Here is a 25,248-nt window from a genome sequence, read left to right as displayed (position 1 = left end):
ACTCCTGCCTTGCACCACCCGGGCTGAGCCGGCCCGTAGCGTGGGGTCCTCCGAACGACCGGGAGGTGCAGTGACCACAGGAAAGCCCTTCGACTACTGGCTCACGGACATGGACGGCGTTCTGGTGCACGAGGAGGTGCCGATCGACGGTGCCCAGGAGTTCGTCGACGCCCTCAAGGGCTCCGGGCGGCCCTTCCTGGTGCTCACCAACAACTCCATCTACACGCCCCGCGACCTGCGCTCGCGCCTGCTCGGCAGTGGGATCGACGTCCCGGAGGAGTCGATCTGGACCTCCGCACTGGCCACCGCGCAGTTCCTCGTCGACCAGCGCCCGCACGGGACGGCGTACGTCGTCGGCGAGGCCGGACTCACCACCGCCCTGCACGACATCGGGTACGTCATGACCGACCGTGCCCCGGACTACGTGGTGCTCGGTGAGACCCGGACCTACTCGTTCGAGGCGATCACCAAGGCGATCAGGCTGATCGACGGCGGCGCCCGGTTCCTCGCCACCAACCCGGACACCAGCGGTCCGAGCCAGCAGGGCAAGCTGCCGGCGACCGGCTCGGTGGCGGCGTTGATCAGCACGGCGACCGGTCGCCAGCCCTACTACATCGGCAAGCCGAACCCGTTGATGATGCGCAGTGCGCTCAACCGGCTGGGTGCCCACTCCGAGACCGCCGTGATGATCGGCGACCGCATGGACACCGACATCATCAGCGGCCTCGAGGCGGGGATGCGCACCATCCACGTCGGCACCGGCTCCACCCGGCCCGACCAGGTCAGCGAGTATCCCTACCGCCCGACCTGGACGGTCGGATCCGTCGCGGACCTGGTCGACCTCGCGCGACGGACCGACATGGTCGACAGCGAGTTCCGGCCGTAGGGACCTACCAGTTGTGGTGGTGGGTCAGCGGCAGCACCACGTCCGCGCTGATGGGCTCCACCCGCTTCTGGTGGTTGAGCGCGTGACGCAGGAGCGAGGAGTGCCGGTAGACGTCCTTGCGCGCCTTCATCAGGCTGCCGAGCGGCGCGTGCTCGGCGGTGACCCGCCACGGCGTGAACGACAGGGCGTCCATCTTGTCGAGGTTTTCGGGCCCCGAGATGTCCTGCTGCGGGATCCGCAGCCTGGCCACGGTCACGTAGGGCGAGAGCGACTCGGGCCACTCCACGGTGAGGTCCTCGACCGGCATCCGGTCCAGGTCGGTGCACAGCTGGACCTGGAGGTCGAAGGCGTAGGGGCGCTCCTTCAGCTCGGCCACGAGGGCCGGCCGGGTCAGCTCCGACGCCAGGCCGGGCTCGATCTCACGCCGTACGACGGCCTCGGCGCAGTGGGAGTCGGGAGCGATCCGGACCTTCGCGATGCAGTCCCCGTGACGGACCGCGCCCATCGTCCAGTAGCTCGACAGCAGCGCGTTGACCGACGGCGTCTGCTGCAGCCTGAGCATGGCCAGGAGCTCGTCCCAGGCCCAGTCGTCCTGCTCGAAGGTCCCCTTCCCGGTCACAAAGTCCGAGAGGAAGCGGTGCGTCCCGGGGCGGCCCTGCGCGAAGTAGGTGGACGCCTGCAGGAACAGCTCCTGGAAGAAGAGGTAGTGCTCCAGCGTGTTGCAGAAGAAAACGGGTCCGTTGATCGTGGTGTAGTCGAAGGTGTGGGTGTCGGGCTCGTCCTCGAGGAGTGTGGGGCCGGTGATGCCGAAGATCTTGAGCGCCATCCCCACCGACGTGCCGAGCCGCACGTCGGCTCCCGCGTGGGGTGAGCCGTTGGAGAAGCGGATGAGCGCGCCGTGCCTCCCGGGCGTGGCGTAGATGCCCTGCGCGTAGCCGTCCGGCAGCCCGTCCAGGATCTCGAGCTCGGCCCGCACCAGGCCGTACCCCCGGGCGTGCGCGTCGCGGACGGAACCGCCGCTCCCGTCGGTCGTGGCGGACCTGGCGACGTAGTCCTCGGCCTTGTCGATGACGACCTTCAGGTGCTCGTCGAACCGCGGCTCCGCAACCTCGAGGTCCGGCGTGTAGGGAACGAAACCTGGCGTCATCGTCTTCGACCTTTCTCGACTGTGCGGCCGTGCTCGCGCCGGCCCCGGGCCGGAGCCCGATGGGACCCCATCGACGTTAGTGCCGGGCACCGCCGGTCCACATGGCCCGGACGGGCTGGTCCCCCCCTGTACGCGACGGCTAGTGGAGCAGGGCCTTCATCACGACGATGACCACGCCGAAGCTCCCGGCGCCGATCGCCTCGACCAGGGCCATCCGCCGGCCGAGCCCTGCCCGCATCGCGCCCAGGTAGCCCACCGTGAAGAGCAGCCCGACCACGAAGAAGAGGGCGATGTAGCCGGCCGTCGGCGGATACACGCCGAACAAGACGAGCAGCAGGTAGACGACGACCCCGGGCAGCCCGCCGACGAGCACGCCGATCTCCTCGCGCGCCGACTCGGCCGTCCGCTGGTGGATGAGCCCGGTGTGTTCTCCCTCGAGCTGCTTCGAGAACGAGTGGATGTAGACGTGCGCCGACCAGTACACGAGCAGCACGCCCAACGTGGCGACGACCACGCGGGTCGACTCGTCCGCGTGGGCGAGGACCCCCAGCGTGGCCGCCGAGACCACCGCGCCGTAGAGCAGGTCGGCCGCGTCGAACCGAAGCAGCAGTCCCTCGGCGCCGGGAGCTCGTGACAGGCTCACCAGACGAGCGTAGCCCGGCCCCAGCACCGGTGACGCGAATCGGGCCCGGACATGGGCAGTCCCCGGCGCCACTGGCTGGACGACGGGGACCTGGAAGGTCGCAAACCGCGGCATGCGCCCTTCGTGATCGAGCGGTACCCCGTCCCCCGTCCGGGAATCGGGTGCCGGTCGGGCCTGGTTCACGTGCGGTCAGTCCTCCCGCACCGCTGGCAGCACCTCACGGCCGTAGGCCTGGATCATCTCCCGGTAGTTCGGCCCCATGTTCGCGACGTAGACCTCGTCGTAGCCGGCCGAGACGAAGGACCGCATCTGGTCGACGTGCTCCTCGATCTTGTCACCCGCCACCACGCTGTCGGCCGTCGCGGAGCGCGTCACCAGCTGGGAGGCCTGCTCGAAGTGCTGGGGGGACGGAAGGACCTGTGCCAGCTCGCCGGGCACTCCGGCGTTCGCCCACAGCCGGTGAGCGTGGTCCACGCCCTCGTCCACCGTGTCGGCCCACGCCACCTTGTAGCCGCCCTGGGCCGGTTTGCCACCGGACTTCTCCTTGAACGACGACACCACGTCCTCGTCGTCCTGCGTGCAGATGAAGCCGTCGGCGATCCGGGCAGCCGCCTCGAGGGCCTTGGGACCGAAGGCGGACATGTAGATCGGCGGCGGCTCGTCCGGCAGTGTGTAGATCCGCGCGGTGTCCACCTGGTAGTGCTTCCCCTGGCGGGTGACCACCTCGCCGGTCCACAGCTCCCGGATCAGCGACACCGCCTCCTCGAGCATCTCCAGACGTACGTCGAGCGACGGCCACGGGCCGCCGAGGATGTGCTCGTTGAGCGCCTCCCCCGTGCCCACGCCGAGGACGAACCGGCCGTCCAGCAGGCATGCCGAGGTGGCGGCCGCCTGGGCGATGACGGCGGGGTGGGTGCGGACCGTGGGGCAGGTGACGGCCGTGGTGACGGGCAGGGAACACGCCTGGGCGAGGGCGCCGATCACCGACCAGACGAACGGACTCTGTCCCTGCTCGTCGTTCCAGGGGTGGAAGTGGTCGCTGATCCAGAGCGCATCGAAGCCGGCGGCCTCGGCGGCCACCGCCTGCTCGACGAGCTGCTGGGGCGAGTACTCCTCGCAGGAGAGGAAGTAGCCGACACGCATGGGTCCTCCTGAGGTCGGGTGGGCACTCCCGTTACCCCGAGTCCGCCGACCCATGCAGCGGGAGGACCGACGAGGGCCCGCCGGGGCCCGTCCCCGGGTCGTCGAGGGTCAGGACGGCCGCTCCGGTGACCGTGCCCTGCGACAGGTCGCGGAGCGCCTGCCCGGCTCGCTCGAACGGGTACGGCGTGACTGTGGCGCGCAGGCCGATCCGTCCGGCGAGCGCCAGCAGCTCCTCGCCGTCGGCGCGGGTGTTGGAGGTGACGCTGGTGAGGGTTCGCTCCCGGAAGAGGTGCCGCTGGTAGTCGAGTCCGGGGATGTCGCTCAGATGGATGCCGGCCACCGCCAGCGTGCCGCCCTGGTCCAGCGCCTCCAGCGCCACGGGAACCAGCTCGCCGGCGGGGGCGAACACGATCGCAGAGTCCAGGGGCTCGGGAGGCGCGTCGTACGCCGCCCCCGCCGAGGCCGCTCCCAGCTCGAGGGCGAGCCGTCGCGCCGGCAGTTCGCGCGTGAGCACGTGGACCTCGACGCCCTGGGCCAGGGCCACCTGTGCGGTCAGGTGGGCGCTCGCCCCGAAGCCGTAGATCCCCAGCCGACCTCCCGGCGGGACCTGTGCCCGACGGAGAGCGCGATAGCCGATGATGCCGGCGCAGAGCAGCGGGGCCAGCTGGACGTCGGGGACGCCGCGGGGAAGGTGGTACGCGTAGGCGGCCGGAACCACGGCGTACTCCGCGTAACCCCCGTCCTCGTCCCAGCCGGTGTAGCGCGATGCCCGGCAGAGGTTCTCCTCCCCCCGGCGGCACCACCGGCAGGACCCGCAGGTCTCTCTGAGCCAGGCGATCCCGACCCGGTCGCCAACTGCCAGCGCGGTCACTGCCTCGCCAGCCGCCACGACGTCACCGACCACCTCGTGGCCGGGGACGACCGGGCTCCGATGAGGAGGCAGGTCGCCGTCGGCGACATGCAGGTCAGTGCGGCAGACGCCGCAGGCCCGGACCCGCACCAGCACGTCGCGCGGCCCCGGGGCGGGTACCGGCACCTCCTCGAGGCGCAGCCCGCGATGCCCGGCGCCGTCGGTGCGCCACGCCCTCATCACCGTGGGGACCGCCACGTCACCGGCTCCTGCGCAGGATCCCGAAGACACCTCTCACGCCGCCAATGATTGCACCGTCAATCTGTCCATACCGGTCATCGCGGCAGCGGATACTGGTCGCAGGGGACGAGAGAGGTGACCACTGATGAACGAACATTCCCCTGCCGTCCTAGCCTGCGTCAGCCTCGATGGCGCACCCTCGGCGATCGAGTACGCCGCCCGAGAAGCACTCCTCGCGAACGCGCCCCTCCACATCATCCACGTCCTCCGGATGCCGGCCGTGGATGCCTATGCCGGTGTCTACGGCGGGGCGATCGAGGAAGCCGACACCGCCATCCACGACGCGGTCGAGCGCGCCCGCACCCTCACCGACGACCGGGTCGCGATCACGGCCGAGCGGGTGGACGACGGGGCGCTGATCAGTCATCTCGTGCACCGCGCGAACCGCGGGCGGCTCGTCGTCCTGCAGCACCGGCGGATGAGCCGGGCCAGGAGGTTGGTGACCGGGTCGACGGTCAACGCGGTCGCGGCCAAGACCACCGTTCCCGTCGTGTCGGTGCCCGAGGGCTGGACCTGCGGCAACCGGGAGTCGGTGGTCACGGTGGGCATCCAGGACGCTCAGGAGGCTCCGGGCCTGCTGCGCGCGGGCTTCGAGGAGGCCAAGATCCGCCATGCCCGACTCGCTGCGGTCCACACCTGGTGGCTCGACACCGACTGGGAGCCCTCGAGCCTCGACCAGGAGTACCGCGCCGACCGGGACGCCTCGACCCGCCGCGAGCTGGGACCGATCCTCGATGCCGTCCACCAGGACTACCCGGGAGTCAGGGCGAGCCTCGAGGTCTGGAATGCGCCGCCGGCAGACGCGCTGCTGGATGCCGCGCGCGAGTCCGAGGTGCTGATCCTGGGTCGCCGCCACCACCTGCTCCCGCTGGGGAGCCATCTCGGCCCGGTGGCGCGGGCGGTCCTGGCGCACGGCGACTGCCCCGTCTACCTGACTCCGGAACCTCATCGCGCCGAGCACCACACGCGCGGCTCCAACATCTCGGGAGTGATGTACTGACGACCGCCTGAGGCCTCTCCCCGGCCCGCGCCCCACGGGTGCGGTCAGTTGAGGGTGCGCATGGTGGCGGGTACTCCCCCGCCTCGGTGGATCTCCTCGACCAGCTCCTGCAGGGCGGTGAGGGCGACCCGCTGCGGCATCGGGCCGTAGGACACGCGCGCCACCCCGAGCTCCTCCAGCCTCGCCAGCGACGGCATCCCGGGGATACCGATGCAGGTCAGCCGCTGCGGGCCGAACGCGTCGACCAGCGTGGTGACCTGTTCCTCGTCCAGTCTCGCGGGCACGAACACCGCCGGGGCGCCGGCGTCGAGGAAGGCCCGGCCGCGCTCCACGGCGTCCGCGAGCACGTCGGCGGGGTCGCGGTCGCCACCCAGCACGAAGGCGTCGGTGCGGGCGTTGAGCACGAAGTCGACACCCTCCTGCTCGGCCACGCGCATGATCGCCTCGACCTGGCCGGCTGCCTCGTTCAGCGGCTTCATCTGGTCCTCGATGTTGGCGCCGACCACGCCGAGCCCGATCGCGCGGCGGACGGTCTCGACCGCGTCGCCGTACCCGCCCTCGAGGTCGGCGGTGACCGGGAGCTCGCTGTCGGCGACGATGCGGCCGACCATCTCGAGCATCAGGTCGACCGGGATCTGTTCGCCGTCGTCGTAGCCGAAGGTGGCCGCGATCGAGTGGCTGGCGGTGGCCAGCGCCGTGGTGCCGGGGGTGGCGGCGACGGCCCGTGCGCTGACCACGTCCCAGACGTTCACCACGGTCAGCAACTCCGGGTCCCGGTGGAGCCGCAGCAGCTCCGCCGCGCGGTCGGCCGTCGTGGACTTGTCGGGTACAGGGGTCATGGACCCATTCGACCACGGTCAGGTGGCCAGCAGCACCAGCCCGGACAGGGCGACGAGCCAGCTGACGAAGCTGCCGACGAGGAAGTACTCGGTGAGCTGGTGGATCTGCTTCTGCCCGCGGTCCGACGAGAGCTCGGGGAACCGGAGCAGACCCTTGGCCGCGATCACGATGCTGGCGGCGGTGAGCTGCCCGGCCACGCCGAGCCCGACGATGACCACCCGCTCCATCGGCCCGAGGAGTCGACCGCCCTTGAGCTGCCTCTCCGGATCGTCCGCCCCGCCGTGCCGCGCGGGGTGGACCGTCCGGGTCACCGTCAGCACGAGCCGTACGACGACGTTGCCCGTGCTGAGCTGCACCAGGACGACGCCGATGAGCAGCAGCGCGCGCTCGGGCCCCAGGTCGCTCAGGAAGGGGAGCGGCAGCTCCTCGATCCACGCCCCGAACAGTCCGCCCACCTCCCCCGCGCTGACAGAGACCAGCACGGCGAGCATGAGGGCCCCGCCGAGCAGGGCGAGCGGTACGCCGGCGGTCCGACGCCCGGCGAAGGCACTGGTGACCGTCTGCCCCCACGCCACGACGACTCCGGCGATCACCACCAGCGCCACCAGGTCCACCGGGTGGGTCAGGTCGGCGCACAGTCCGACCAGGATGGCGCCGATCGCTCCGAGGCACTCGGGCAGGATCCGGACCGGCTTGACCGACTGCACGAGGTCGGCGATCCCCACACCGATGAGGAGCACCGCGATCCAGCTCATGTGATGGCTCCCATCAGCTTGTCGGCGGACACCAGGGCCGCGAGCCCGTCGCTGCGGACCCGCTGCGAGATCGCCGAGGGACTGACACCCAGCCGCTCAGCGATCTCGCGCTGGCTGGCCCCGGCCATCAGATCACGCAGCACGGACAGGGAGCGCTCCGACAGGCGCGCAAGCGCACTGTCGACCAGCACCAGCAGGGCACCGACGGCGGCGGGGTCCGGGCCTCCGGCGTCGTCGGACCGCAGGTAGGCGGTACGGCGTTCGCGGCTGCTCGGCCGACCCTCCGCGGACTCGACCAGGGTGAGAGCGTCGCGGGCGACCCACCAGCCGGGGCCGTCCTCGACCCGGGGCTCCCGCTCGAGCAGTCGTACCGGCCCCCAGCCGATCCCGTGCCGCAGGTCGAACTCCGGCAGCATGGCCAGCCGGAGCCGGAGCGCGACCTGGAGCGCCGCGCCGACGCTGGAGAAGGTGCCCTGGAACTCGTCGCCCAGGGTGATCCGCAGCGGCGTGGTCGGTGCGAACTCCTCGTTGGCCTCGGCCAGCGCGGTGGCCAGCCGGTGGTGGAGTGCGCCGCGGTCGGCGACCCGGCGGGAGCCGATCAGGTCACCGATCAGCGTCGCTGAAGCTTCCATCTTCATCTCGCTCATGGTGAAGCCCCAGACTTGATATCTGCCACGGATTGGCCGACCAAAAGGAGACTATACCTTACTTTCGTCATGAATAAAGATGATGACTTCACATGGTGATGAATGAAGCCGTGAGCCTCAGCCCAGGGCGATCTCCGCCAGCCGCTTCGCGACCTGCGCGGGCTCGTGGGCCAGCGCCGGCGTCGACACCACGACCTCCGTGGTCACCCGGCCGGGTTCGCGAGCGGCCCACCAGGGTCCGCCGACCTGCAGGCGGTCGCGTTCCATGACCGCGAGCAGGCGTTCGTTGACCTCGTCCTCGTCTCCGGCCGCGTGCAGCAGGAACGTCGGGGTGTGCGGCTCGGTCGGGTTCGGGGTGATCCCGAGGCCGGGGAGCTCCGCCGCCAACGCCTGCGCCCAGGCGTGGCACTCCGCCATGCGCGGCAGCAGGTCGCGCAGGCCGGCGAGTGCCGCCAGCGCCTCCGGAGTCGACCGGAAGATGGTGCCGCCCATCCGGGTGCGCCAGACGCGCGCCTCGGCCAGGAAGTCCTCGGCTCCCACCAGCGCCGCGCCCGCGAGCCCACCCAGGCCCTTGTAGAAGGACACGTACATGCTGTCGGTCAGCGCTGCGATCTCGGCGAGGGGCCGGTTCCAGTGGGGCTGCGACTCCCAGATCCGCGCACCGTCGACGTGCAACGGGACCCTGCGGTCCCGCGCGGCCGTCGACAGCTGCACCAGCTGCTCCCAGGTCGGGAGCAGGCAGCCGGCGTCGCGCAGCGGCAGCTCGACCAGCACCGCGCCCAGGGTGCCGACCACACCCTTCAGCGACTCCGCCGTCGCCACCTCCGGCCCGCTGGTCAGGTGCTCGACCTCGAAGCCGTGCAGCCGCCGGGGTCCGTCCATCTCGTGCACCAGCAGGTGGGAGAGGTCGGGCATGGCGACGCGACGGGTTCCGGCCCGGTCGCACCAGACCCGCAGCGCCGACTGCTGGGCCATCACGCCGCTGGGGAAGAACGCCGCGGGCCGCCCGAAGAGCTCCGCCAGCCGGCCCTCCAGCACCTCGACCGGACCGCGGGCGCCGTAGGAGTCCCACCGGACGTCCAGCTCGTCGGCGAGGTCGGCGAGCCGGCGCAGCGTGGCACCCGGCGTCTCGATCGGGTGCCAGAGAACGGTCCCGTCGGCAACGGCGGCGAGGTCCCGGAAGCGGCTCATGAAGTCGGACACCGGGAAAGACTCACGGTGCGGGTGGCGACCGCGCAAGTCCCACGGACGCGGCATCAGCCCCAGAAGACCCGGTCCACCACGGCACGTGTACGCCGGGTGCGGCGCAGGTAGTCGTTGACCAGCTCGGCCGAGGCACCCGGTGGGTAGCCCATGACACTCGCGACGGCGGCCTTCTCGCGGGTGTCGCGCGGCAGGTGGTCGCCCGGCCGGCCGCGCACCAGGGTCACCGCGTTGCGCACGCGGCTGACGGTCCGCCATCCGTGCGAGAGCCACTCGGCGTCCTCCTTCTCGAGCAACCCGGCCTCCGCGGCGGCATCCAGCGCCGCGAGGGTGCGCGGCGTCCTGAGCCCGGGCACCTGCCCTGCGTGCTGGAGCTGCAGCAGCTGCACGGTCCACTCGATGTCCGCGAGGCCACCCCGGCCCAGCTTGAGGTGGGTGTTGCGGTCGGCACCGCGCGGCAGGCGCTCCTCGTCGACCCTGGCCTTGATCCGGCGGATCTCGAGGACGTCGTCCCGGCTGAGCCCGTCGGCGGGGTAGCGCAGCGGGTCGATCAGCTCGGTGAAGCGTTGCCTCAGCTCCTCGTCGCCCGCGACCGCCTCTGCCCTCAGCAGGGCTTGCGCCTCCCACACCTTCGACCACTTGGCGTAGTAGGAGGCGTAGGAGTCGAGCGTGCGGGCGAGCGGTCCCTGCTTGCCCTCGGGCCGCAGGTCGGCGTCGACCTGCAGCGCCGGGTCGTCTCCGGGGAGCAGCAGCAGGCGCCGCAGCTCGGTGGCCACCGCGTGGGCGTAGGTCGACGCCTCGCGGGGGTCGGCGCCCGGCTGCGGGTCGTGGACGAACAGCACGTCGGCGTCGCTGCCGTAGGAGAGCTCGAACCCGCCGTACCTGCCCATCGCGACGATCGCCATCCGGGTGGGCGCCGCGTCCAGGCCGCGTTGCCGACGGACCGCGCGACCGGCGACGTCGAGGGTGGCCGCCAGCGTGGCGTCGGTGAGCCGCGACAACCCGGCACCCACGTCGGCGACATCCGTCTCGCCGAACAGGTCACCGACCGCGATCCGGAACAGCTCGCGCCGCCGGATGCCACGGATGGCGCGCACCGCGTCGCCCGGATCGTCCTGGCGGCCGGCGGTGGCCACCATCTCGGCGGTGAGCGCCTCGGAGTCCAGCGGGGTCAGGTCCTCCCCCAGCATCCGCACGCCCTGGGGTTCGCGTTCGAGCAGGTCGGTCGCGTACCGGGAGGTCGCGAGCAGCCGGGCCAGCCGCTCGGCCACCTGGCCCTCGTCGCGCAGCGTCTTGAGGTACCACGGCGTACCGCCCAGGGACTCGCTGATCCGGCGGAAGCCGAACAGTCCGGCGTCGGGGTCGGGGGCGTCGGCGAACCACTCGAGCATCACCGGGAGGAGGGTGCGCTGGATGCTGCTGGAGCGGGTGACCCCGCTGGTGAGGGCCTCGAGGTGGCGCAGGGCGGCCTTTGGGTCCGCGTAGCCGAGCGCGGCGAGACGGTCGCCGGCCGCCTCGGGCGTGAGCCGGGCCTCGGGTCCGGCGATCCGGGCGACGGCACCGAGCAGGGGGCGGTAGAAGAGCTTCTCGTGCAGCCGTCTGACCTCACGCCGATGGTGCTGCCACGCCCTGTCCAGCGCCTCGACCGGATCGCGGGTGAAGCCCATCGACCGCCCGAGCCGGCGCAGCGAGGCCTCGTCCTCGGGCACGACGTGGGTACGCCGCAGCTGGTGCAGCTGGATGCGGTGCTCGAGCTGGCGCAGGAACGAGTAGGCCTCGTGCAGGGCCTCCGCGTCCTCCCGCCCGACGTAGCCACCCTCGGCCAGCTCGGCGAGCGCGCTGAGCGTCGCGGGAGCCCGGATCCGCTCGTCGGCGCGGCCGTGCACGAGCTGGAGCAGCTGGACGGCGAACTCGACGTCTCTCAGGCCGCCGGGGCCGAGCTTGAGCTGTCGCTCGGCCTCCCGGGCCGGGAGGTGCTCGACGACCTTGCGGCGCATCGCCTGGACGTCGCCGACGAAGCCCTCGCGCTCGGCGGCCCGCCAGACCATCGGACCGATCATGTCGACGTACTCGCGCCCGAGCCGCAGGTCGCCCGCCACCGGCCGTGCCTTCAACAGGGCCTGGAACTCCCAGGTCTTGGCCCACCGCTCGTAGTAGCCCTGGTGACTGGCCAGCGTGCGCACCAGAGGACCGGCCTTGCCCTCGGGGCGAAGGGCCGCGTCCACCGGCCAGATCGTGCCCTCGCGGGTGTGCTCGGAGCAGACCTGCATCAGGTGCCCGGCCAGCTGGGCGGCCACCCGGGCGGCCTCCGCCTCGTCGGTGGTTCCTGGGGAGGTCGCGCCGCGACCGTCCTGAAGGGCGGCGTCGGCGGGCTCGAAGACGAAGACGACGTCGACGTCGGAGACGTAGTTGAGCTCGTGGCCCCCGCACTTGCCCATGGCGATCACGGCGAGGCGGGTCCTCGACGCCGGCGCGCCCACCCGGGCCCGGGCCACGGCGAGGGCAGCGTCGAGGGTCCCGGCCGCGAGGTCGGAGAGCTCCGCGGCGACGTCGTCGACCCCCTCGTGGTGGGCCAGGTCCCGGGACGCCAGCCGGACCAGGTTCCGGCGGTACTCCACGCGGAGCGCCTCGACCGCCTCGGTGTCCTCGAGCGTCGCGACCGGCGACTCCTCGCCCGGATCGGCGCCCACCGCCCGCAGCAGGCCGGCCCGGATCGCGAAGGCCGGGGCCCGGGTCGAGCCCAGGGTCGGGTCCGCGAGCTCCTGCCACTGCTCGGGGTGGCGGACCAGATGGTCGGCCAGGGCCGCGCTGGCACCGAGCACCGACAGCAGGCGCATCGCGGTGCCCTCGTCCCCGGACACCGCGGAGAGCAGCTGCTCACCGTCGTCGGACGCCTCCGCGAGCCGGACCAGGCCGAGCAGGGCCAGGTCGGGATCGGCGGTCCGGGCCAGGAGGGCGAGCAGCGGCTCGGCCGCCTCGCCGAGGCGATCCAGGTTGCCCAGGGATCGCTCGGCGTCCACGAACCCCATCCGGACCAGGCCGGCCTTGCCGGTGGAGCTCCTGCTCACCGCTGCGCCCCGGCCATGGCGACGAGGGCGTCGGCCAGAGGGCGCCACGCCTCGTCGAGCTCGGTGCGGGCCGCCTCGATCTCGGCGAGCACGGCGTCCTGGTCGATCCCGCGCTCGAGCTGGTCGTCGCGGTCTCCGGCGGCCCAGGACCGCACGATCGGCGCGTCCGCCTCGGGGTGCAGCTGGATCCCCCAGACCTTCGGTGCGAACCGGGCGATCTGCAGCTCGCCCTCGGCGGTGGCGGCGAGCTCGACGGCGCCGTCGGGCAGGGTCGTGACCACGTCGGAGTTCCACTGGATCCCGCGGATGGCGGGGGCCAGGCCGGACACGAGCTCGTCGTGCGTCGCCTCGGGACGCCACCCCACGTCGTACAGGCCGACCTGCTGGCCGCCCGGGTTGACCTCGACGCTGCCGCCGAGGGCCACCGCCACCAGCTGGTGGCCGAGGCAGACGCCGAGGGTGGGCACGTCGGCCGCGGCCGCCTCGCGGACGCGCTCCTTGACCGTCGCCAGCCACGGGTGGGTGGCGTCGTCGTTGGCGCCCATCGAACCGCCCAGGATCACCAGGACGTCACATGCTTCGAGGCCGGGCAGGTCGTCACCCGCCCAGGGACGGCAGACCTCGAGGGCGGCGCCTGCCTCGGCCAGCCATGTGCCCAGATGGGCAGGCGGGCAGGCGGGTTCGTGCTCGATGACGAGGACCCGGGTGGACACGTGGTCCTCAGCGTTCCCCGTGGTCGGCGATCATCGCGAGGAGGACGAGCAGGACGCCCACGATCGAGGGCAGGATGCTGACCGGCGTCTGGGCGAAGAACAGGCCGATCATGATGAGCACCACTCCGGCGGCGATCGACCACCGCTTCGCTGCGAGAGTGCCCTCCCGCAGCGCGCGCAGTGCCATCCCGGAGGTCCCCAGGATCAGCAGGGAGGGCACGGCCATGACGATGGCCTCCGGCCCGAACCCGGTGCCGACGAGCCAGCCGGCCAGCCCGGCCGCCAGGCCGGCCAGCACGATGGCCGCCCACAGCAGGATGCCGATCTGCCGGGCACGGCCAGGGCTGTAGTAGGACAGGTCGCTCATGAGGGTTCCCGTCACACGACCGGCAGCATGCGGTCGCGCTCGAACGCGGAGACCTGCCCGCGGTAGTCCTCCCACTCCGCATGCTTGTTGCGCAGGAAGAAGTCGAAGACGTGCTCGCCCAGGGTCTCGGCCAGCAGCTCCGAGCCCTCGGCGATGCTGATCGCCTCGTAGAGGGTCTTGGGCAGGGGCTCGATGCCGAGGCTCTTGCGTTCGCGCTCGGTGAGCGACCACATGTCGTCCTCGGCCTCGCGCGGGAGCTCGTAGTCCTCCTCGATGCCCTTGAGCCCGGCCGCGAGGACGACCGCGAACGCCAGGTAGGGGTTGCAGGCGGCGTCGATCGTGCGGAGCTCGATGCGGGTCGACTGGCCCTTGTTGGGCTTGTACATCGGAACCCGGATCAGGGCGGAGCGGTTGTTGTGGCCCCAGCAGATGTACGGCGGTGCCTCGCCGCCGCCGAGCAGCCGCTTGTAGCTGTTGACCCACTGGTTGGTCACCACGCTGATCTCGCTGGCGTGGTGGAGGACGCCGGCGATGAACTGCCGACCGACCTTCGAGAGCTGGTACTCCGCGCCGGCCTCGAAGAACGCGTTGCGGTCACCCTCGAAGAGGGAGACGTGGGTGTGCATGCCGGAGCCGGGATGAGTGGTGAACGGCTTGGGCATGAACGTCGCCCAGATGCCCTGGCTGAGAGCCACCTCGCGGATCACCGTGCGGAAGGTCATGATGTTGTCGGCCGTCGAGAGCGCGTCGGCGTACCGGAGGTCGATCTCCTGCTGGCCGGGGCCACCCTCGTGGTGGCTGAACTCGACCGAGATCCCCATCGACTCGAGCATCGTGATCGCCTCGCGACGGAAGTCGGCCCCCATGGACTGCGCGGTGTGGTCGAAGAACCCGCTGCGGTCCACCGGCACCGGGTCCTCACCGGGGACCGGGGTGTTCTTGAACAGGTAGAACTCGATCTCGGGGTGGGTGTAGAAGGTGAAGCCCTTGTCGGCCGCGGCGCCGAGCGTGCGCTTGAGGACGTAGCGCGGGTCGGCGTACGACGCGGCGCCGTCAGGCATCACGATGTCGCAGAACATGCGCGCCGTGGACGGGCCCTCGCCACGCCAGGGCAGGATCTGGAACGTCGACGCGTCGGGCTTGGCCAGCATGTCGGCCTCGTAGACGCGGGCGAAGCCCTCGATGGCCGATCCGTCGAACCCGATCCCCTCGTCGAAGGCGTTGTCGAGCTCGGCCGGGGCCACCGCCACTGACTTCAGGAAGCCCAGCACGTCGGTGAACCACAAGCGCACGAACCGCACGTCCCGCTCCTCGAGAGCCCGGAGCACGAAGTCTTCCTGCTTGCCCATGGGGAACAGCGTAGGGCTACCCGGCGCCCGGCCCGGGTAGCAGCCTCACACTCCGCGACGTCCCGTCCCGACCTCACCGCAGCGGGATCCGGAAGACCGTGGTCGAGGATGGTGGAAAGCGGTGGGTGAAGCCCTGCGCCCCGACCCTCCGCTCGCGCACGTGGAGGCGCACGCTGGGTGGGGCGTCGGGCACGTTCCAGGACCTGAAGGACTGCCCCACGACGGTGCGCACGTTCGCGCGCCCGCCGGACCGGCGCCCCACGAGCCGGACACGGGTGGAGACCGCCTTCCCGGGGAGCCGGTTGACCACGAGGATGTTCACCGCCCCCCGGGCGCGAGTGGCCGCGACGACCAGGGCGGGATACGACGCTGGTGCCGTCGCGCGGGGGTGGCGGACCCGGTTCCGGACGATCCGGGACGCGAGCAGCGCACCGCCCGCCGAGAACATGGGCGAGAGCGCCTGCCGGGTCACCGCGTCGGCGGTGAAGGTGTAGTCGGGCCTCCCCCCGAGCACTCCCCGCTGGCCCTGCCAGAGGAAGGCGTCGCCGTTCCCCCACGGGATCCGCAGGTTCATCCACTGCCCCCAGAGCGAGGCCATGTAGACCGCATGGCTGACCGAGGTCGACCAGGCCGGCCAGGCGCTTCGGTCGCCGTACAACGCGGCGAACTCGGTGAGGTGCAGCGGCGTGGCCGACGGCATCGATGCGCGCAGCGCACGCACCCTTCGCTGGATCGAGCCGGACTTGACCATGAACTGGTCATGGCCCTCGAGCGGTCCCGACCACGTGGCCTCCGATCCGCGAGAGCCGCTGAAGAGGACGATGGCGTGAGCGGCCATGCAGTCGTAGTCGCGGCGGCCCACCAGCCGGTTGAAGGCGGCCTCTCCCCAGCTGGAACACACCTTGATCGAGGGGTCGACCGCCTTCATCCTCCGGGCGAAGTCGAAGTACCCCTGGTGGATGCTGCGGTACGACGCACGCACGGTGCTCCCCTGCGGCGGCAGTGCGCCGTTCTCCCCGTCACCGAAGCCGACCTGCCCGTGCTCGGCGTCCAGCGTGAACACCCGGGCGTCGGGCGCGGCCGCCGACAGGCTACGGACGCGGTTCCAGACCTGGCCGTCGATCACGACCCGCACCGACCGGGGCGCCACCGGCGGATACAGCACCTCGAAGGTCTGCGCCGCCGACCCGTCCGAGGCGATGCCGAACCTCGGGTGGGCACATGCCTTGCCCAGGTACTCGCCGCGGACGACCCGGCTTCCGCCGAACGCGTACTGGCGCAGGGCCCGCCCGTGGTCGCGCGAGAGCCAGTACCGTGACTCGCGGTGGTGCTGCTCGTTCCCGATCTCCCACCAGCGCACGCCGTACGGCGCCTGGTGGCCGTTGGCAGCCCTGACGTCGGCCCAGTCGACCCCGCCGTTGGGGTTGGCCGGATCGCCGGCCCGGCCGTTCATGTACTCCACCCAGTCGGCCGCGTCCTGGGGAGTCTCGTTGACGAAGGGCACCATGATGTTCGCCCTGGCGCCCACCGTGTCCACGAAGCGCATCGCCTCGTCCGGGCCGAAGTCCAGGCCGCTCGTGAGGGCACGCGCTCGGCCCCCACGCCCCTGCGGTCCGACCACCTGGCAGCCGCGCTCGCGGCCGATCGCGCGCTTCCAGTCGTACATGTTCGCGACGGTGCCGCCGGGGAACCTCAGTGCCTGGAGCCCCGCCCTCTGCGCGCCGGCCACGACCGCCGGCACCGGCGCGTCCGTCAGTGGGTCCCACAGGCCGCGCCCGTTGGCGTCGAAGTGGTGGTTGGCGCCGAGCAGCTGGGTCGGGGCCGGCCCCCGGTTGCCGTGGGCGTTGACCACGATGGTCGTCCCGCGCTTGCTCCGCGAGGCCGCGTTCACCTCCGCCGCGGCCGAGATCGGTTGTCCGATGAGCACGACCACGCTCACGGCAAGCGCTGTCCTTCGCACGTCACGGCCTCCCCCGTGGTCAAGACGTGATGGGCGGTCTCGTCGCCGCCGACGGACATCACAGCATCAATTCCGACGCTTCGCCGGGGTTTTGCCGTTCCGGCTCCGAGGAGGTCAGTCGGACGGCACGACGCGCACGCAGCAGCCCTCCGTGCCCGGGACCTGCTCGGCGCGGACCCCGACACAACCCAGCTGGTCGGCCACCGAGCCGACGAATGCCAGGTTCATGCCGCACACCAGGTCGCGGTGGTCGGCCGCAAGCCGGTCGAAGGGACAGTTGGCCAGGTCCAGGGCGGCGTCCACCCGCGGCTCGTAGCCGAACGGGGCCAGCGCGACGGCCACCCGGTCGAGCTCCCGTCCACGGCGGGTGCGCGCCTTCTCCGGCGCGGCGTCGACGGCCAGCCTGCCGGCGGCGTCGGCGGCTGCGGTGACCGCCTCAGCCATCGGAGTGCCGTCCAGGGAGCGCTCGATCGCGTCGGCCAGCACCTCTGCGGCCAGGTCGTATCGCCGGTGCGGCAGGCTGACCGAGACCTCGCGCGCGGAACGACGGTAGAGCTTGGCCGGCCGCCCGGCACCGGGGCCGCTCCGGCCGGTGAGCCGCCGGAACTCGGTGACCAGCAACCCCTCGTCGACCAGCCGGTCGAGGTGGAACTTGGCGGTGTGCCTGGGCACCTCGACACCCTCGGCCGCCTGCTCGCGGCTGACCGCCTCGTCCTGGTCGGAGACGAACCGGTAGAGCGCGCGGCGTACCGGATCGGCGAGCGCCCCCAGCGTTGTCACCCGGCGGGCAAAGCCCTCTTCCGCAGCTCCTGCCATGGGGACGTTTCTATCAGATGGATTGCTTGCCGAAAACCCCGTGACGGGTCTATCGTCGATGTTGTTGTCTCTTACACACGAAGGAGTTCGACCATGGCCACTACCCACGCCTGGGACGGGATGGCCCACGACATGCATGACGTCGCGGCGATCACCCGGGCCGAACCGGCCCACCAGGCCTACCTCGCCCTCTGGGTCGGCTACATGCTGCTGCCACTGGTGGTCGGCCTCGACAAGCTCGTCGGCTTCCTGTCGGTGAACTGGGAGGGCTACCTCGCGACGTGGGTCAACGACATCGTTCCCGGCTCCGCAGCCGACGCGATGATGATGGTCGGCGTCGTCGAGCTCGCGGCCGCCGTGCTCGTCGCGGTGTCCCCGCGGATCGGCGGATACGTCATCGCCGCGTGGCTCGCCGGCATCACCGTCAACCTGATCACCATCGGCGGCTACGCCGACATCGCCCTGCGTGACATCGGCCTGATGATCGGCGCCCTCGCGCTGGCGCGTCTCGCCATGACCTACCACGGCAAGGAGATCGGCAGCTGACCGCCGCCGCGGAGCTCAGCGCGTGACCTGGCTGCCCGGCACCGTGCCCTCGAGGTCGGCCAGCCAGGCGGCCGCGCCCGCGTCGGAGGGCATCCGCCAGTCGCCGCGCGGCGACATGGTGCCCCCGGCGAGCACCTTGGGGCCGTTGGGCAGCGCCGAGCGCTTGAACTGGCTGGCGAAGAAGCGCTTGACGAACACCTGGAGCCAGTGCCGGATCTCCGGCAGGTCGTAGGCCACCCGGCGTTCCTGCGGGAACCCCGGTGGCCACTCCCCTGCCTGCGCGTCACGCCAGGCGTGCCAGGCCAGGAAGGCGATCCGTCCCGGACGGTGGCCACGGCGGATGACGTGGAAGAGGGTGAAGTCCTGCAGCGCGTACGGGCCGACGGTGTCCTCGGTGGCCTGGGGCCTGCTGCCCTCCTGGTGCGGGATCAGCTCGGGAGTGATCTCCTGGTCGAGCACCTCCTGGAGAACCTCGTTGGTGTCCGGGTCGAACTGCCCACTGTCGATCACCCACCGGATGAGGTGCTGGATCAGCGTCTTGGGCACCCCTGTGTTGACGGCGTAGTGGGACATCTGGTCGCCGACGCCGTAGGTGCACCAGCCGAGGGCCAGCTCGCTGAGGTCGCCGGTGCCGAGGACGATGCCGCCCCGGTGGTTGGCCAGGCGGAAGAGGTAGTCGGTGCGCAGGCCGGCCTGCACGTTCTCGAACGTCACGTCGTAGGCCTCGGCGCCGTCGGCGAACGGGTGGTCGATGTCGGCCAGCATCTGCCGCGCCGCAGCGGTGATGTCGAGCTCCTCGAAGGTCACCCCGAGGCTCTTGGACAGCCGGGTCGCGCAGGACTTCGTGGTCTCGCCGGTGGCGAAGCCCGGCATGGTGAAGGCGTGGATGTCGCTGCGGGGCCGACCGAGGCGGTCCATGGCCTTCGCCGCGACGATCAGGGCGTGGGTGGAGTCGAGGCCACCGCTGACGCCGATGACGACCTTCGGCTGGCCGATGGCGTGCAGTCGCTGTTCGAGCCCCGAGACCTGGATGTTGTAGGCCTCGTAGCAGTCGAGGGCCAGCCGCTCCGGGTCGTCGGGCACGAACGGGAACCGGTCGACCTTGCGCCGCAGGCCGATGTCGCCGGTCGGCGGCGCGAGCTCGAACGGGACGGTCCGGAAGGCCGGGTCGGAGTCGTCCGGCGTACGCACCCGGCGTGACTCGAGGCCGCGCCGGTTGTCGTCGAACGTCCCCTGGCGCAGGCGCTCCTGCCGCACCCGGTCGAGGTCCACGTCGGCCACGCTGCGCCGCGGGCCCTCGGGGAACCGCTCGCTCTCGGCCAGCAGCTCGCCGCACTCGTAGATCATGGTCTGTCCGTCCCAGGACAGGTCGGTGGTCGACTCCCCCTGCCCGGCGGCGGCGAAGGCGTAGACCGCAGAGCAACGCGCGCTGGCGCTCCTCACCAGCAGGCGCCGGTCCTCCGCCCGGGCCACCGTGATCGGGCTGCCGGACAGGTTGGCGAGCACGGTGGCGCCGGCCAGGGCGGCCTCGGCGCTGGGCGGCACCGGGACCCACATGTCCTCGCAGATCTCCACGTGCAGCCGCAGTCCCGGTACGTCGGTGGCGTCGAAGATCAGGTCCGGACCGAGGGGCACCTCGGCGCCGGCGACCCGGATGCTGGCGCCCCGGCGGTCGTCGCCGGGCGCGTACCAGCGGCGCTCGTAGAACTCGCGGTAGGTGGGGAGGTAGGACTTGGGCGCGACACCGAGCACCCGCCCGCGGTGGATGACGACCGCGCAGTTGAGCACCCGGGTGCCGTGCACGAGCGGTGCACCGACGACCAGGACGGGCAGCAGGTCGACGGAGCCCTCGACCAGGTCGGCCACGGCCTGCTCGACGCCCGCCAGCAGCGTGTCCTGCAGGACCAGGTCGTCGATGGCGTACCCGGAGAGGGCGAGCTCGGGAAAGATCGCCACCGCCACACCCTCGTCGTGGCACTCGCGAGCCTGCGCGAGGACGGTGCGGGCGTTGGCTGCGGGGTCCGCGATCTCCACGGGGATGGTGCAGGCGGCGATCCTGGCGAACCCCTGGGCGTACGCCGAGTAGAAGTCCACGTCCCGAGTCTCCCACGGCCTGACCGATGAGTTCACGTCCCGACGCCGGTCTGCCCAGCGAGACCGCTTCCACACCGAGGAGGAGTGCCATGACCGCGATCAGCCCGTGCCTGTGGTTCGACGACAACCTCGAGGAGGCCGCCGAGTTCTACACCAGCATCTTTCCGAATTCCTCGGTCGGGCACCTCGCCCGCTACAACGACGCCGGCCCGGGCGAGCCCGGCACCGCGATGGCCGGCGAGTTCGACCTCGACGGCCTGAAGTTCCGCGGCATCAACGGCGGACCGGCGCACGCCGGGTTCAGCGAGTCCATCTCGTTCTCGGTCGCCTGCCGCGACCAGGCCGAGGTCGACCACTACTGGGAGGCCCTGACCGCCGACGGTGGCGAGGAGTCGATGTGCGGCTGGCTCCGGGACCGGTTCGGCCTGTCCTGGCAGATCGTGCCGGACCGCCTCTACGAGCTGGTGTCCGATCCCGACCCCGCGCGGGCGAAGGCCGCCACGGAGGCGATGCTCGGGATGCGCAGGATCGTCGTCGCCGACCTGGAGTCCGCGGCTGACCGGGCGTCCGCCGCCTTCTAGCTGCTCTGTCCGGCCGCCGGGACCGCGGTCGGGGCCCTACACGTTGCGGTCGAACCCGAGCCGCCCCAGCGCGAGCCCGATCCCGAACCGGCTGCCCGCCTGGACCAACCGCCCCAGCCCGGCCACGTCGTAGCGCACGGTGCGGACCGACACCTCGAGCCGTCGAGCGATCTGCTCGTCGGTCAGGCCGTCGGCGAGCATCCTGGCCGTCTCACGCTGGCGGTCCGACATGTGTCGCAACGGGTTGTCGGACTCCGCGAGCTCCAGCGGCACCGACCGCGCCCTGACCGCCTGCCAGTAGGCCAGGGCCGCCGCCACCGCCCGGTGATGGGTGGTGAGCAGCACGGAGCGCCGCCCGTCGATGCGCGGCCCCTCGAGCAGCACCGCCCGGTTGTCCAGGATCTTGGTGTCCACCGGAGCGACGGTCCAGTGCCCGGTGAGCCAGGGCTGCGACAGCAGCAGGCCCGCTGTCTCCGGGTCGCTGCGCTCCTTGTCGTACCAGCTGCGCACCCGGGTCCCGCCCTCGACGACTCTCCGGTTGCGGTCCCTCGTCTCGACCAGGACGTCGCGCGAGGCGCCGCTGCACACGGAGACGACGTCGCGACTCCTCGCGACGAGGGCCTCGATCGCGGCGCTGAAGCGCTGCTCGCCGATCGCGAGCAGCCGGACCTCCGGGTTCAGGCTGCGACCCCGGCGATCGACCATGCCGACCGCCCGCCGCCGCTCGAGCATCAACGGCAACGACGCGTCGAGCGCCCCGTTCCGACCCGGACCGGGCACGTCCCGAGACCCCGTCATCACACACCCCCATGCCGGTCGGCGCTGCAGCAACCTGCAAGGACGCCGACCCGTTCCCTTCAACCCGCTCTACTCTACGGCCGGCTCCGGGTCCGGAGCCGAATCGACGCGGGACATGGGGACCCGCCCGATCAAGGACCCGCAACCCGGGGCAAGGCCGGGCCGCTCCAGAACCTGCCTCTGCTGAGGCGGGGCACGGGGGGGCCGGGCCGGGGGTGCATGCATCCCCGGCCCGGTCGGCTGTCGGCGCGGGACCACGACGCCTCGACGTGGTAGACCCGAGGGCATGCCGATCGCCGAGACCCCGCAGCCGCCGTACACCGCGGTGATCTTCACCTCGACGCGCAGCGCAGGCGACAACGGCTACTCGCGGATGCTGCGTCGGATGGAGTCGCTGGCCGCGGAGCAACCCGGCTACCTCGGCATCGAGTCCGTCAAGGACGGTCTTGTGGGGATCACCGTGTCCTACTGGCGCGACGAGTCGGACGCGGCGGCCTGGAAACAGGTGGCGGAGCACCTCGTCGCGCAGGACCGCGGCCGGCAGGTCTGGTACGACGAGTATCGGGTGCGCGTCGCGAACGTCACCCGCGACTACGGCAAGGGGTGAGGTGCGCGAGCCGCCCGCCGACGTGACCGCCACCGAGGTCCTGTCCGTCGTGCGCAGCCACTGGGATGCCGATGCCATCACCCTCGTCTACCTGCCGGTCGGTTTCGGGGCCCACCACTGGCGCGCGTCGGGCCGGGCGCGGCACTGGTTCGTCACCCTGGACGCGCTGTTGCCCCGGCACACCGCCGCGACGCTCGAGGCGGCGTACGCCGGTGCCGCGGGGCTCGCGGCCGGTGGTCTCGAGTTCGTGCTCGCGCCCTGCGCGGGGACCCACGGTGGCTTCACCGTGCCGCTGGCCGGAGGCGCGCTCTCGGTCACGCCCTGGCGCGAGGGCTCGCCCGGGGACGGCACGATGACCGCCGACGCAGCGGCGAGCACCCGGGCCAGGCTCGACCGGCTGCACGCCGCGACGGCTCCACACGGTCTCCCCCGATGGCGCCCGCTGGTCGGCGCGGGGCTGACCGACGACCTCGCGACCCGGACCAGGCGCCCGTGGACCGAAGGCCCCCACGGGGAACGGGCCCGTGCCGCTGTGCAGGCACGGCTGGGTGAGATCGGCACCTGGATCACGACCTACCACCGCCTGGCTGGGTCGGCCGACGCGTGCGCCTGGGTGGCCACGCACGGTGAGCCGCACACCCGCAACCAGCTCGACACCGCCGAGGGCACCCTGCTGGTGGACTGGGAGTCACTCAAGCTCGCTCCCCGGGAGCGCGACCTGCGCACCCTCGGCGAGGCCGGTCACCCGCAGCCGGACGCGGACCCGGCGATGCTCGAGATGTTCGACCTCGAGTGGCGCCTCGACGAGATCTCGCAGTACGCGACGTGGTTCGAGGCGCCCCACGCCGGATCGGAGGACGACCGGATCGCCCTCGGCGGGCTCCTCTCCGAGCTCGACCGGACGTGACCCCCACCACAGCGACGTCGGTGGCTGCCGGGGCTAGCCTGATGTCGATCCGTGGACTCCAGCAGGGAGCCGCGAGACGACCTTCGAAGGAGCTCCGATGAGCACCACGGCCAACGGTCCCGAGGAGACCGCCCCCTACGGCAGCGGGCCGTCGCAGTCCGACGCTCCCAAGCCGATCAAGCGGGTCCGCACCCAGCACCTTCGGGAGATGAAGGCGCGGGGCGAGAAGTTCACGATGCTCACCGCTTATGAGCAGTACGCGGCGCAGACCTTCGACGAGGCCGGCATCGAGGTGCTCCTCGTCGGTGACAGTGCCTCCAACAACGTCTACGCGAACGAGACCTCGCTGCCGGTCACGGTCGACGAGCTGCTCCCCCTCACCCGCGCCGTCTCCCGATCGGTCCACCGCGCCCTCGTCGTCGGCGACCTGCCGTTCGGCTCCTACCAGGCCTCGCCGCAGCAGGCCTACGCCACGGCGGTCCGGTTCCTGAAGGAGGGCGGGGCCCACTGCGTGAAGCTCGAGGGCGGCCGCGAGATGGTGCCGCAGATCGAGCTCCTCACCCGCGGTGGCGTGCCGGTCATGGCCCACATCGGGTTCACTCCCCAGTCCGAGCACGCGCTGGGCGGGTACCGCGTGCAGGGACGCGGCGAGACCGCTCAGCGGATCCTCGACGACGCCAAGTACGTCGAGGCCGCGGGCGCCTTCGCGGTCGTGATGGAGATGGTGCCCGGCGACGTGGCCGCCAAGGTGACGCGCGAGCTGTCCATCCCCACCATCGGCATCGGCGCCGGGCCGGACTGCGACGGCCAGGTTCTGGTCTGGCAGGACGCGTTCGGCCTGCGGACCGGCCGGATGGCCAAGTTCGTCAAGCAGTACGCCGACGTGCACGGCGTCCTGCTCGAGGCTGCTCGCGCCTACGCCGACGACGTGCGCTCCGGGACGTTCCCCGGACCGGAGCACACGTTCTGATCCCTCATCGGGTTGTGTGCTCAGGTGGCTGTCCTGGCGACCACCTGAGGACACGACCCGAGCTTGTGGACAGCCGCTTGCGAAGGACCGTGACTCGACCAACGATTCGCGGGCATGAGCAGCGAATCGTGGAGCGAGCTTGCGCACGCGCAGGCCGGGATGGTGTCCCAGGGCCAGCTCACTGAGCTCGGCGTATCCCGCTCCTTCGTGCGCAACCAGCTGCGCGCTCGCCGGTGGGCACAACGGACGTCGTCGGTGTTCAGCACCACCACCGGTCCGCTGTCGCGGTCGCAGTGCCTGTGGCGGGCGGTCCTCCACGCTGGACCAACCGCCATGATCGGCGGTCTCACCGCTGCCGAGCTCCACGGATTGAAGAACTGGTCCCGTGACGACATCACGGTGCTGGTGGACGACGAGCTCTCGTTCGACCCCATCGAAGGCGTGGACTTCGTCCGGTCCCGGCGGCCGCTGGCCAGCATGCGGTCAATGCGGGATCTGCCCCTGTGCAGGCTCGAGCCCGCCATCTTGCTCTTCGCCGGCTACGTGCCGAGTCGACGAACCGCGCACGGTGTCGTCGCGGCGAGCGTGCAGCAGCGCCTCACCACTCCGGATCGCCTCAACAACTGGCTTGCCCGGATGACTCCGCTACGTCGGGCACCCGAGTTCCGGACCTTGCTGCGTGACATCTCGGGCGGTGCTCACTCATTGTCTGAGATCGATCTTCGCCGCGCGTGCGAAAGGTTTGGGCTCACCACCCCGCGGGGCCAACGGAGTCGTCGGGACCGAAGGGGACGGCGCCGATGGACCGATGCCGAGTGGGACCTTCCGGATGGTTGCGTGCTCGTGCTCGAGGTGGACGGGGGCTACCACGACGAAGTACGACAGGCAGCCGCGGACAGGTCGCGGCACCGGAAGTTGGTGACCCGCCGACGCATCATCGTCAGCTGCTCGTCCTACGAGCTGCGCCACGAACCCGAGTCCGTGATGGAAGACCTGATCGCCCTCGGAGTGCCCCGAACCCGCTGAGCGGTCCCGTGTGCTCAGGTGGCTGTCCTGGC

The 25,248-nt window shown here is 71.5% G+C and carries 24 protein-coding genes; 8 read left to right on the top strand and 16 right to left on the bottom strand.

Annotated elements, in window-relative coordinates:
• Window positions 1-109: 109 nt before the first annotated feature.
• On the top strand, window positions 110-886 hold the full coding sequence (locus VFN12_RS16875; protein ID WP_325119942.1) for an HAD-IIA family hydrolase: 777 nt from the start codon (window positions 110-112) through the stop codon (window positions 884-886).
• Between the two features lie 4 nt (window positions 887-890).
• On the opposite strand, the gene VFN12_RS16870 is transcribed toward VFN12_RS16875, so the two are convergent.
• From VFN12_RS16870 to VFN12_RS16855, 4 genes are all read right to left on the bottom strand, one after another.
• The gene (locus VFN12_RS16870) at window positions 891-2,033 is read right to left on the bottom strand and encodes a catalase family protein (RefSeq protein ID WP_325119940.1); all 1,143 of its coding nucleotides are present in this window, start codon (window positions 2,031-2,033) and stop codon (window positions 891-893) included.
• Window positions 2,034-2,172: 139 nt separating this feature from the next.
• A complete protein-coding gene (locus VFN12_RS16865; RefSeq protein ID WP_325119939.1) occupies window positions 2,173-2,676 on the bottom strand; it encodes a hypothetical protein in 504 nt (167 codons plus the stop codon).
• 189 nt (window positions 2,677-2,865) lie between these two features.
• The gene (locus tag VFN12_RS16860) at window positions 2,866-3,819 is read right to left on the bottom strand and encodes a TIGR03557 family F420-dependent LLM class oxidoreductase (RefSeq protein ID WP_325119938.1); all 954 of its coding nucleotides are present in this window, start codon (window positions 3,817-3,819) and stop codon (window positions 2,866-2,868) included.
• 31 nt (window positions 3,820-3,850) lie between these two features.
• Window positions 3,851-4,927 carry a zinc-dependent alcohol dehydrogenase family protein gene (locus VFN12_RS16855; protein WP_325119937.1) on the bottom strand — a complete coding sequence of 359 codons (1,077 nt, stop codon included), beginning with the start codon at window positions 4,925-4,927 and terminating at the stop codon, window positions 3,851-3,853.
• Window positions 4,928-5,054: 127 nt separating this feature from the next.
• On the opposite strand from VFN12_RS16855, the gene VFN12_RS16850 reads away from it, so the two are divergent.
• On the top strand, window positions 5,055-5,969 hold the full coding sequence (locus VFN12_RS16850) for a universal stress protein (RefSeq protein ID WP_325119936.1): 915 nt from the start codon (window positions 5,055-5,057) through the stop codon (window positions 5,967-5,969).
• A gap of 44 nt (window positions 5,970-6,013) precedes the next feature.
• Here VFN12_RS16850 and VFN12_RS16845 read toward each other — a convergent pair whose 3' ends face one another.
• From VFN12_RS16845 to VFN12_RS16800, 10 genes are all read right to left on the bottom strand, one after another.
• Window positions 6,014-6,808, bottom strand: coding sequence for an isocitrate lyase/phosphoenolpyruvate mutase family protein (locus tag VFN12_RS16845; RefSeq protein ID WP_325119935.1), 795 nt, complete (start codon window positions 6,806-6,808; stop codon window positions 6,014-6,016).
• A gap of 18 nt (window positions 6,809-6,826) precedes the next feature.
• Window positions 6,827-7,564, bottom strand: coding sequence for a hypothetical protein (locus VFN12_RS16840; protein ID WP_325119934.1), 738 nt, complete (start codon window positions 7,562-7,564; stop codon window positions 6,827-6,829).
• Entirely contained in the window at window positions 7,561-8,202 is a 642-nt protein-coding gene (locus tag VFN12_RS16835; protein ID WP_325119933.1) for a SatD family protein, read from the bottom strand. The genes VFN12_RS16840 and VFN12_RS16835 overlap by 4 nt, the downstream gene beginning before the upstream one ends.
• A gap of 126 nt (window positions 8,203-8,328) precedes the next feature.
• The gene (locus VFN12_RS16830) at window positions 8,329-9,414 is read right to left on the bottom strand and encodes a threonine aldolase family protein (RefSeq protein ID WP_325119932.1); all 1,086 of its coding nucleotides are present in this window, start codon (window positions 9,412-9,414) and stop codon (window positions 8,329-8,331) included.
• 53 nt (window positions 9,415-9,467) lie between these two features.
• The gene (locus VFN12_RS16825) at window positions 9,468-12,443 is read right to left on the bottom strand and encodes a bifunctional [glutamine synthetase] adenylyltransferase/[glutamine synthetase]-adenylyl-L-tyrosine phosphorylase (protein ID WP_325119941.1); all 2,976 of its coding nucleotides are present in this window, start codon (window positions 12,441-12,443) and stop codon (window positions 9,468-9,470) included.
• 35 nt (window positions 12,444-12,478) lie between these two features.
• Entirely contained in the window at window positions 12,479-13,195 is a 717-nt protein-coding gene (locus VFN12_RS16820) for a type 1 glutamine amidotransferase (RefSeq protein WP_325119931.1), read from the bottom strand.
• A gap of 7 nt (window positions 13,196-13,202) precedes the next feature.
• Window positions 13,203-13,562, bottom strand: a complete 360-nt coding sequence (locus tag VFN12_RS16815) for a hypothetical protein (RefSeq protein WP_325119930.1) — start codon at window positions 13,560-13,562, stop codon at window positions 13,203-13,205.
• An 11-nt stretch (window positions 13,563-13,573) separates the two neighbouring features.
• The gene (locus tag VFN12_RS16810) at window positions 13,574-14,911 is read right to left on the bottom strand and encodes a glutamine synthetase family protein (protein ID WP_325119929.1); all 1,338 of its coding nucleotides are present in this window, start codon (window positions 14,909-14,911) and stop codon (window positions 13,574-13,576) included.
• 73 nt (window positions 14,912-14,984) lie between these two features.
• Complete coding sequence (locus VFN12_RS16805) at window positions 14,985-16,838, bottom strand: hypothetical protein (RefSeq protein WP_325119928.1); 1,854 nt, start codon at window positions 16,836-16,838, stop codon at window positions 14,985-14,987.
• A 147-nt stretch (window positions 16,839-16,985) separates the two neighbouring features.
• A complete protein-coding gene (locus VFN12_RS16800; RefSeq protein WP_325119927.1) occupies window positions 16,986-17,687 on the bottom strand; it encodes a helix-turn-helix transcriptional regulator in 702 nt (233 codons plus the stop codon).
• Window positions 17,688-17,780: 93 nt separating this feature from the next.
• Between VFN12_RS16800 and VFN12_RS16795 the strand changes: the two genes are divergently transcribed.
• A complete protein-coding gene (locus tag VFN12_RS16795) occupies window positions 17,781-18,233 on the top strand; it encodes a hypothetical protein (protein ID WP_325119925.1) in 453 nt (150 codons plus the stop codon).
• A gap of 15 nt (window positions 18,234-18,248) precedes the next feature.
• Here VFN12_RS16795 and VFN12_RS16790 read toward each other — a convergent pair whose 3' ends face one another.
• Entirely contained in the window at window positions 18,249-20,327 is a 2,079-nt protein-coding gene (locus VFN12_RS16790) for an NAD(+) synthase (protein WP_325119924.1), read from the bottom strand.
• An 89-nt stretch (window positions 20,328-20,416) separates the two neighbouring features.
• Between VFN12_RS16790 and VFN12_RS16785 the strand changes: the two genes are divergently transcribed.
• Entirely contained in the window at window positions 20,417-20,908 is a 492-nt protein-coding gene (locus VFN12_RS16785) for a VOC family protein (RefSeq protein ID WP_325119923.1), read from the top strand.
• Window positions 20,909-20,944: 36 nt separating this feature from the next.
• Here VFN12_RS16785 and VFN12_RS16780 read toward each other — a convergent pair whose 3' ends face one another.
• Window positions 20,945-21,706 carry a helix-turn-helix transcriptional regulator gene (locus tag VFN12_RS16780; protein ID WP_325119922.1) on the bottom strand — a complete coding sequence of 254 codons (762 nt, stop codon included), beginning with the start codon at window positions 21,704-21,706 and terminating at the stop codon, window positions 20,945-20,947.
• 286 nt (window positions 21,707-21,992) lie between these two features.
• Here VFN12_RS16780 and VFN12_RS16775 point away from each other — a divergent pair, with 286 nt between their 5' ends.
• From VFN12_RS16775 to VFN12_RS16760, 4 genes are all read left to right on the top strand, one after another.
• Window positions 21,993-22,313, top strand: coding sequence for an antibiotic biosynthesis monooxygenase (locus VFN12_RS16775; RefSeq protein ID WP_325119921.1), 321 nt, complete (start codon window positions 21,993-21,995; stop codon window positions 22,311-22,313).
• A gap of 1 nt (window position 22,314) precedes the next feature.
• A complete protein-coding gene (locus VFN12_RS16770; RefSeq protein WP_325119920.1) occupies window positions 22,315-23,220 on the top strand; it encodes a hypothetical protein in 906 nt (301 codons plus the stop codon).
• A gap of 97 nt (window positions 23,221-23,317) precedes the next feature.
• Window positions 23,318-24,190: a 3-methyl-2-oxobutanoate hydroxymethyltransferase gene (panB, locus tag VFN12_RS16765; RefSeq protein ID WP_325119919.1), complete on the top strand. Its 873-nt coding sequence runs from the start codon at window positions 23,318-23,320 to the stop codon at window positions 24,188-24,190.
• A gap of 114 nt (window positions 24,191-24,304) precedes the next feature.
• Window positions 24,305-25,216: a hypothetical protein gene (locus tag VFN12_RS16760; protein ID WP_325119918.1), complete on the top strand. Its 912-nt coding sequence runs from the start codon at window positions 24,305-24,307 to the stop codon at window positions 25,214-25,216.
• Window positions 25,217-25,248 lie beyond the last annotated feature (32 nt).

Origin of the sequence: Nocardioides sp., from assembly GCF_035703625.1 — a bacterium.
Taxonomy (GTDB): Bacteria; Actinomycetota; Actinomycetes; order Propionibacteriales; family Nocardioidaceae; genus Nocardioides.
Note: the sequence above shows the minus strand (reverse complement) of the source record. Positions and strands in the feature narration are given on the sequence as shown.

What these genes read in the sequence shown, in the direction of transcription:
- VFN12_RS16875 (WP_325119942.1), top strand. Translation starts at nt 110, where the DNA reads ATGGACGGCGTTCTGGTGCACGAGGAGGTGCCGATCGACGGTGCCCAG.
- VFN12_RS16870 (WP_325119940.1), bottom strand. Translation starts at nt 2,033, where the DNA reads ATGACGCCAGGTTTCGTTCCCTACACGCCGGACCTCGAGGTTGCGGAG.
- VFN12_RS16860 (WP_325119938.1), bottom strand. Translation starts at nt 3,819, where the DNA reads ATGCGTGTCGGCTACTTCCTCTCCTGCGAGGAGTACTCGCCCCAGCAG.
- VFN12_RS16850 (WP_325119936.1), top strand. Translation starts at nt 5,055, where the DNA reads ATGAACGAACATTCCCCTGCCGTCCTAGCCTGCGTCAGCCTCGATGGC.
- VFN12_RS16845 (WP_325119935.1), bottom strand. Translation starts at nt 6,808, where the DNA reads ATGACCCCTGTACCCGACAAGTCCACGACGGCCGACCGCGCGGCGGAG.
- VFN12_RS16840 (WP_325119934.1), bottom strand. Translation starts at nt 7,564, where the DNA reads ATGAGCTGGATCGCGGTGCTCCTCATCGGTGTGGGGATCGCCGACCTC.
- VFN12_RS16835 (WP_325119933.1), bottom strand. Translation starts at nt 8,202, where the DNA reads ATGAAGATGGAAGCTTCAGCGACGCTGATCGGTGACCTGATCGGCTCC.
- VFN12_RS16825 (WP_325119941.1), bottom strand. Translation starts at nt 12,443, where the DNA reads ATGGGGTTCGTGGACGCCGAGCGATCCCTGGGCAACCTGGATCGCCTC.
- VFN12_RS16815 (WP_325119930.1), bottom strand. Translation starts at nt 13,562, where the DNA reads ATGAGCGACCTGTCCTACTACAGCCCTGGCCGTGCCCGGCAGATCGGC.
- VFN12_RS16810 (WP_325119929.1), bottom strand. Translation starts at nt 14,911, where the DNA reads ATGGGCAAGCAGGAAGACTTCGTGCTCCGGGCTCTCGAGGAGCGGGAC.
- VFN12_RS16800 (WP_325119927.1), bottom strand. Translation starts at nt 17,687, where the DNA reads ATGGCAGGAGCTGCGGAAGAGGGCTTTGCCCGCCGGGTGACAACGCTG.
- VFN12_RS16795 (WP_325119925.1), top strand. Translation starts at nt 17,781, where the DNA reads ATGGCCACTACCCACGCCTGGGACGGGATGGCCCACGACATGCATGAC.
- VFN12_RS16785 (WP_325119923.1), top strand. Translation starts at nt 20,417, where the DNA reads ATGACCGCGATCAGCCCGTGCCTGTGGTTCGACGACAACCTCGAGGAG.
- VFN12_RS16780 (WP_325119922.1), bottom strand. Translation starts at nt 21,706, where the DNA reads ATGACGGGGTCTCGGGACGTGCCCGGTCCGGGTCGGAACGGGGCGCTC.
- VFN12_RS16775 (WP_325119921.1), top strand. Translation starts at nt 21,993, where the DNA reads ATGCCGATCGCCGAGACCCCGCAGCCGCCGTACACCGCGGTGATCTTC.
- panB (WP_325119919.1), top strand. Translation starts at nt 23,318, where the DNA reads ATGAGCACCACGGCCAACGGTCCCGAGGAGACCGCCCCCTACGGCAGC.
- VFN12_RS16760 (WP_325119918.1), top strand. Translation starts at nt 24,305, where the DNA reads ATGAGCAGCGAATCGTGGAGCGAGCTTGCGCACGCGCAGGCCGGGATG.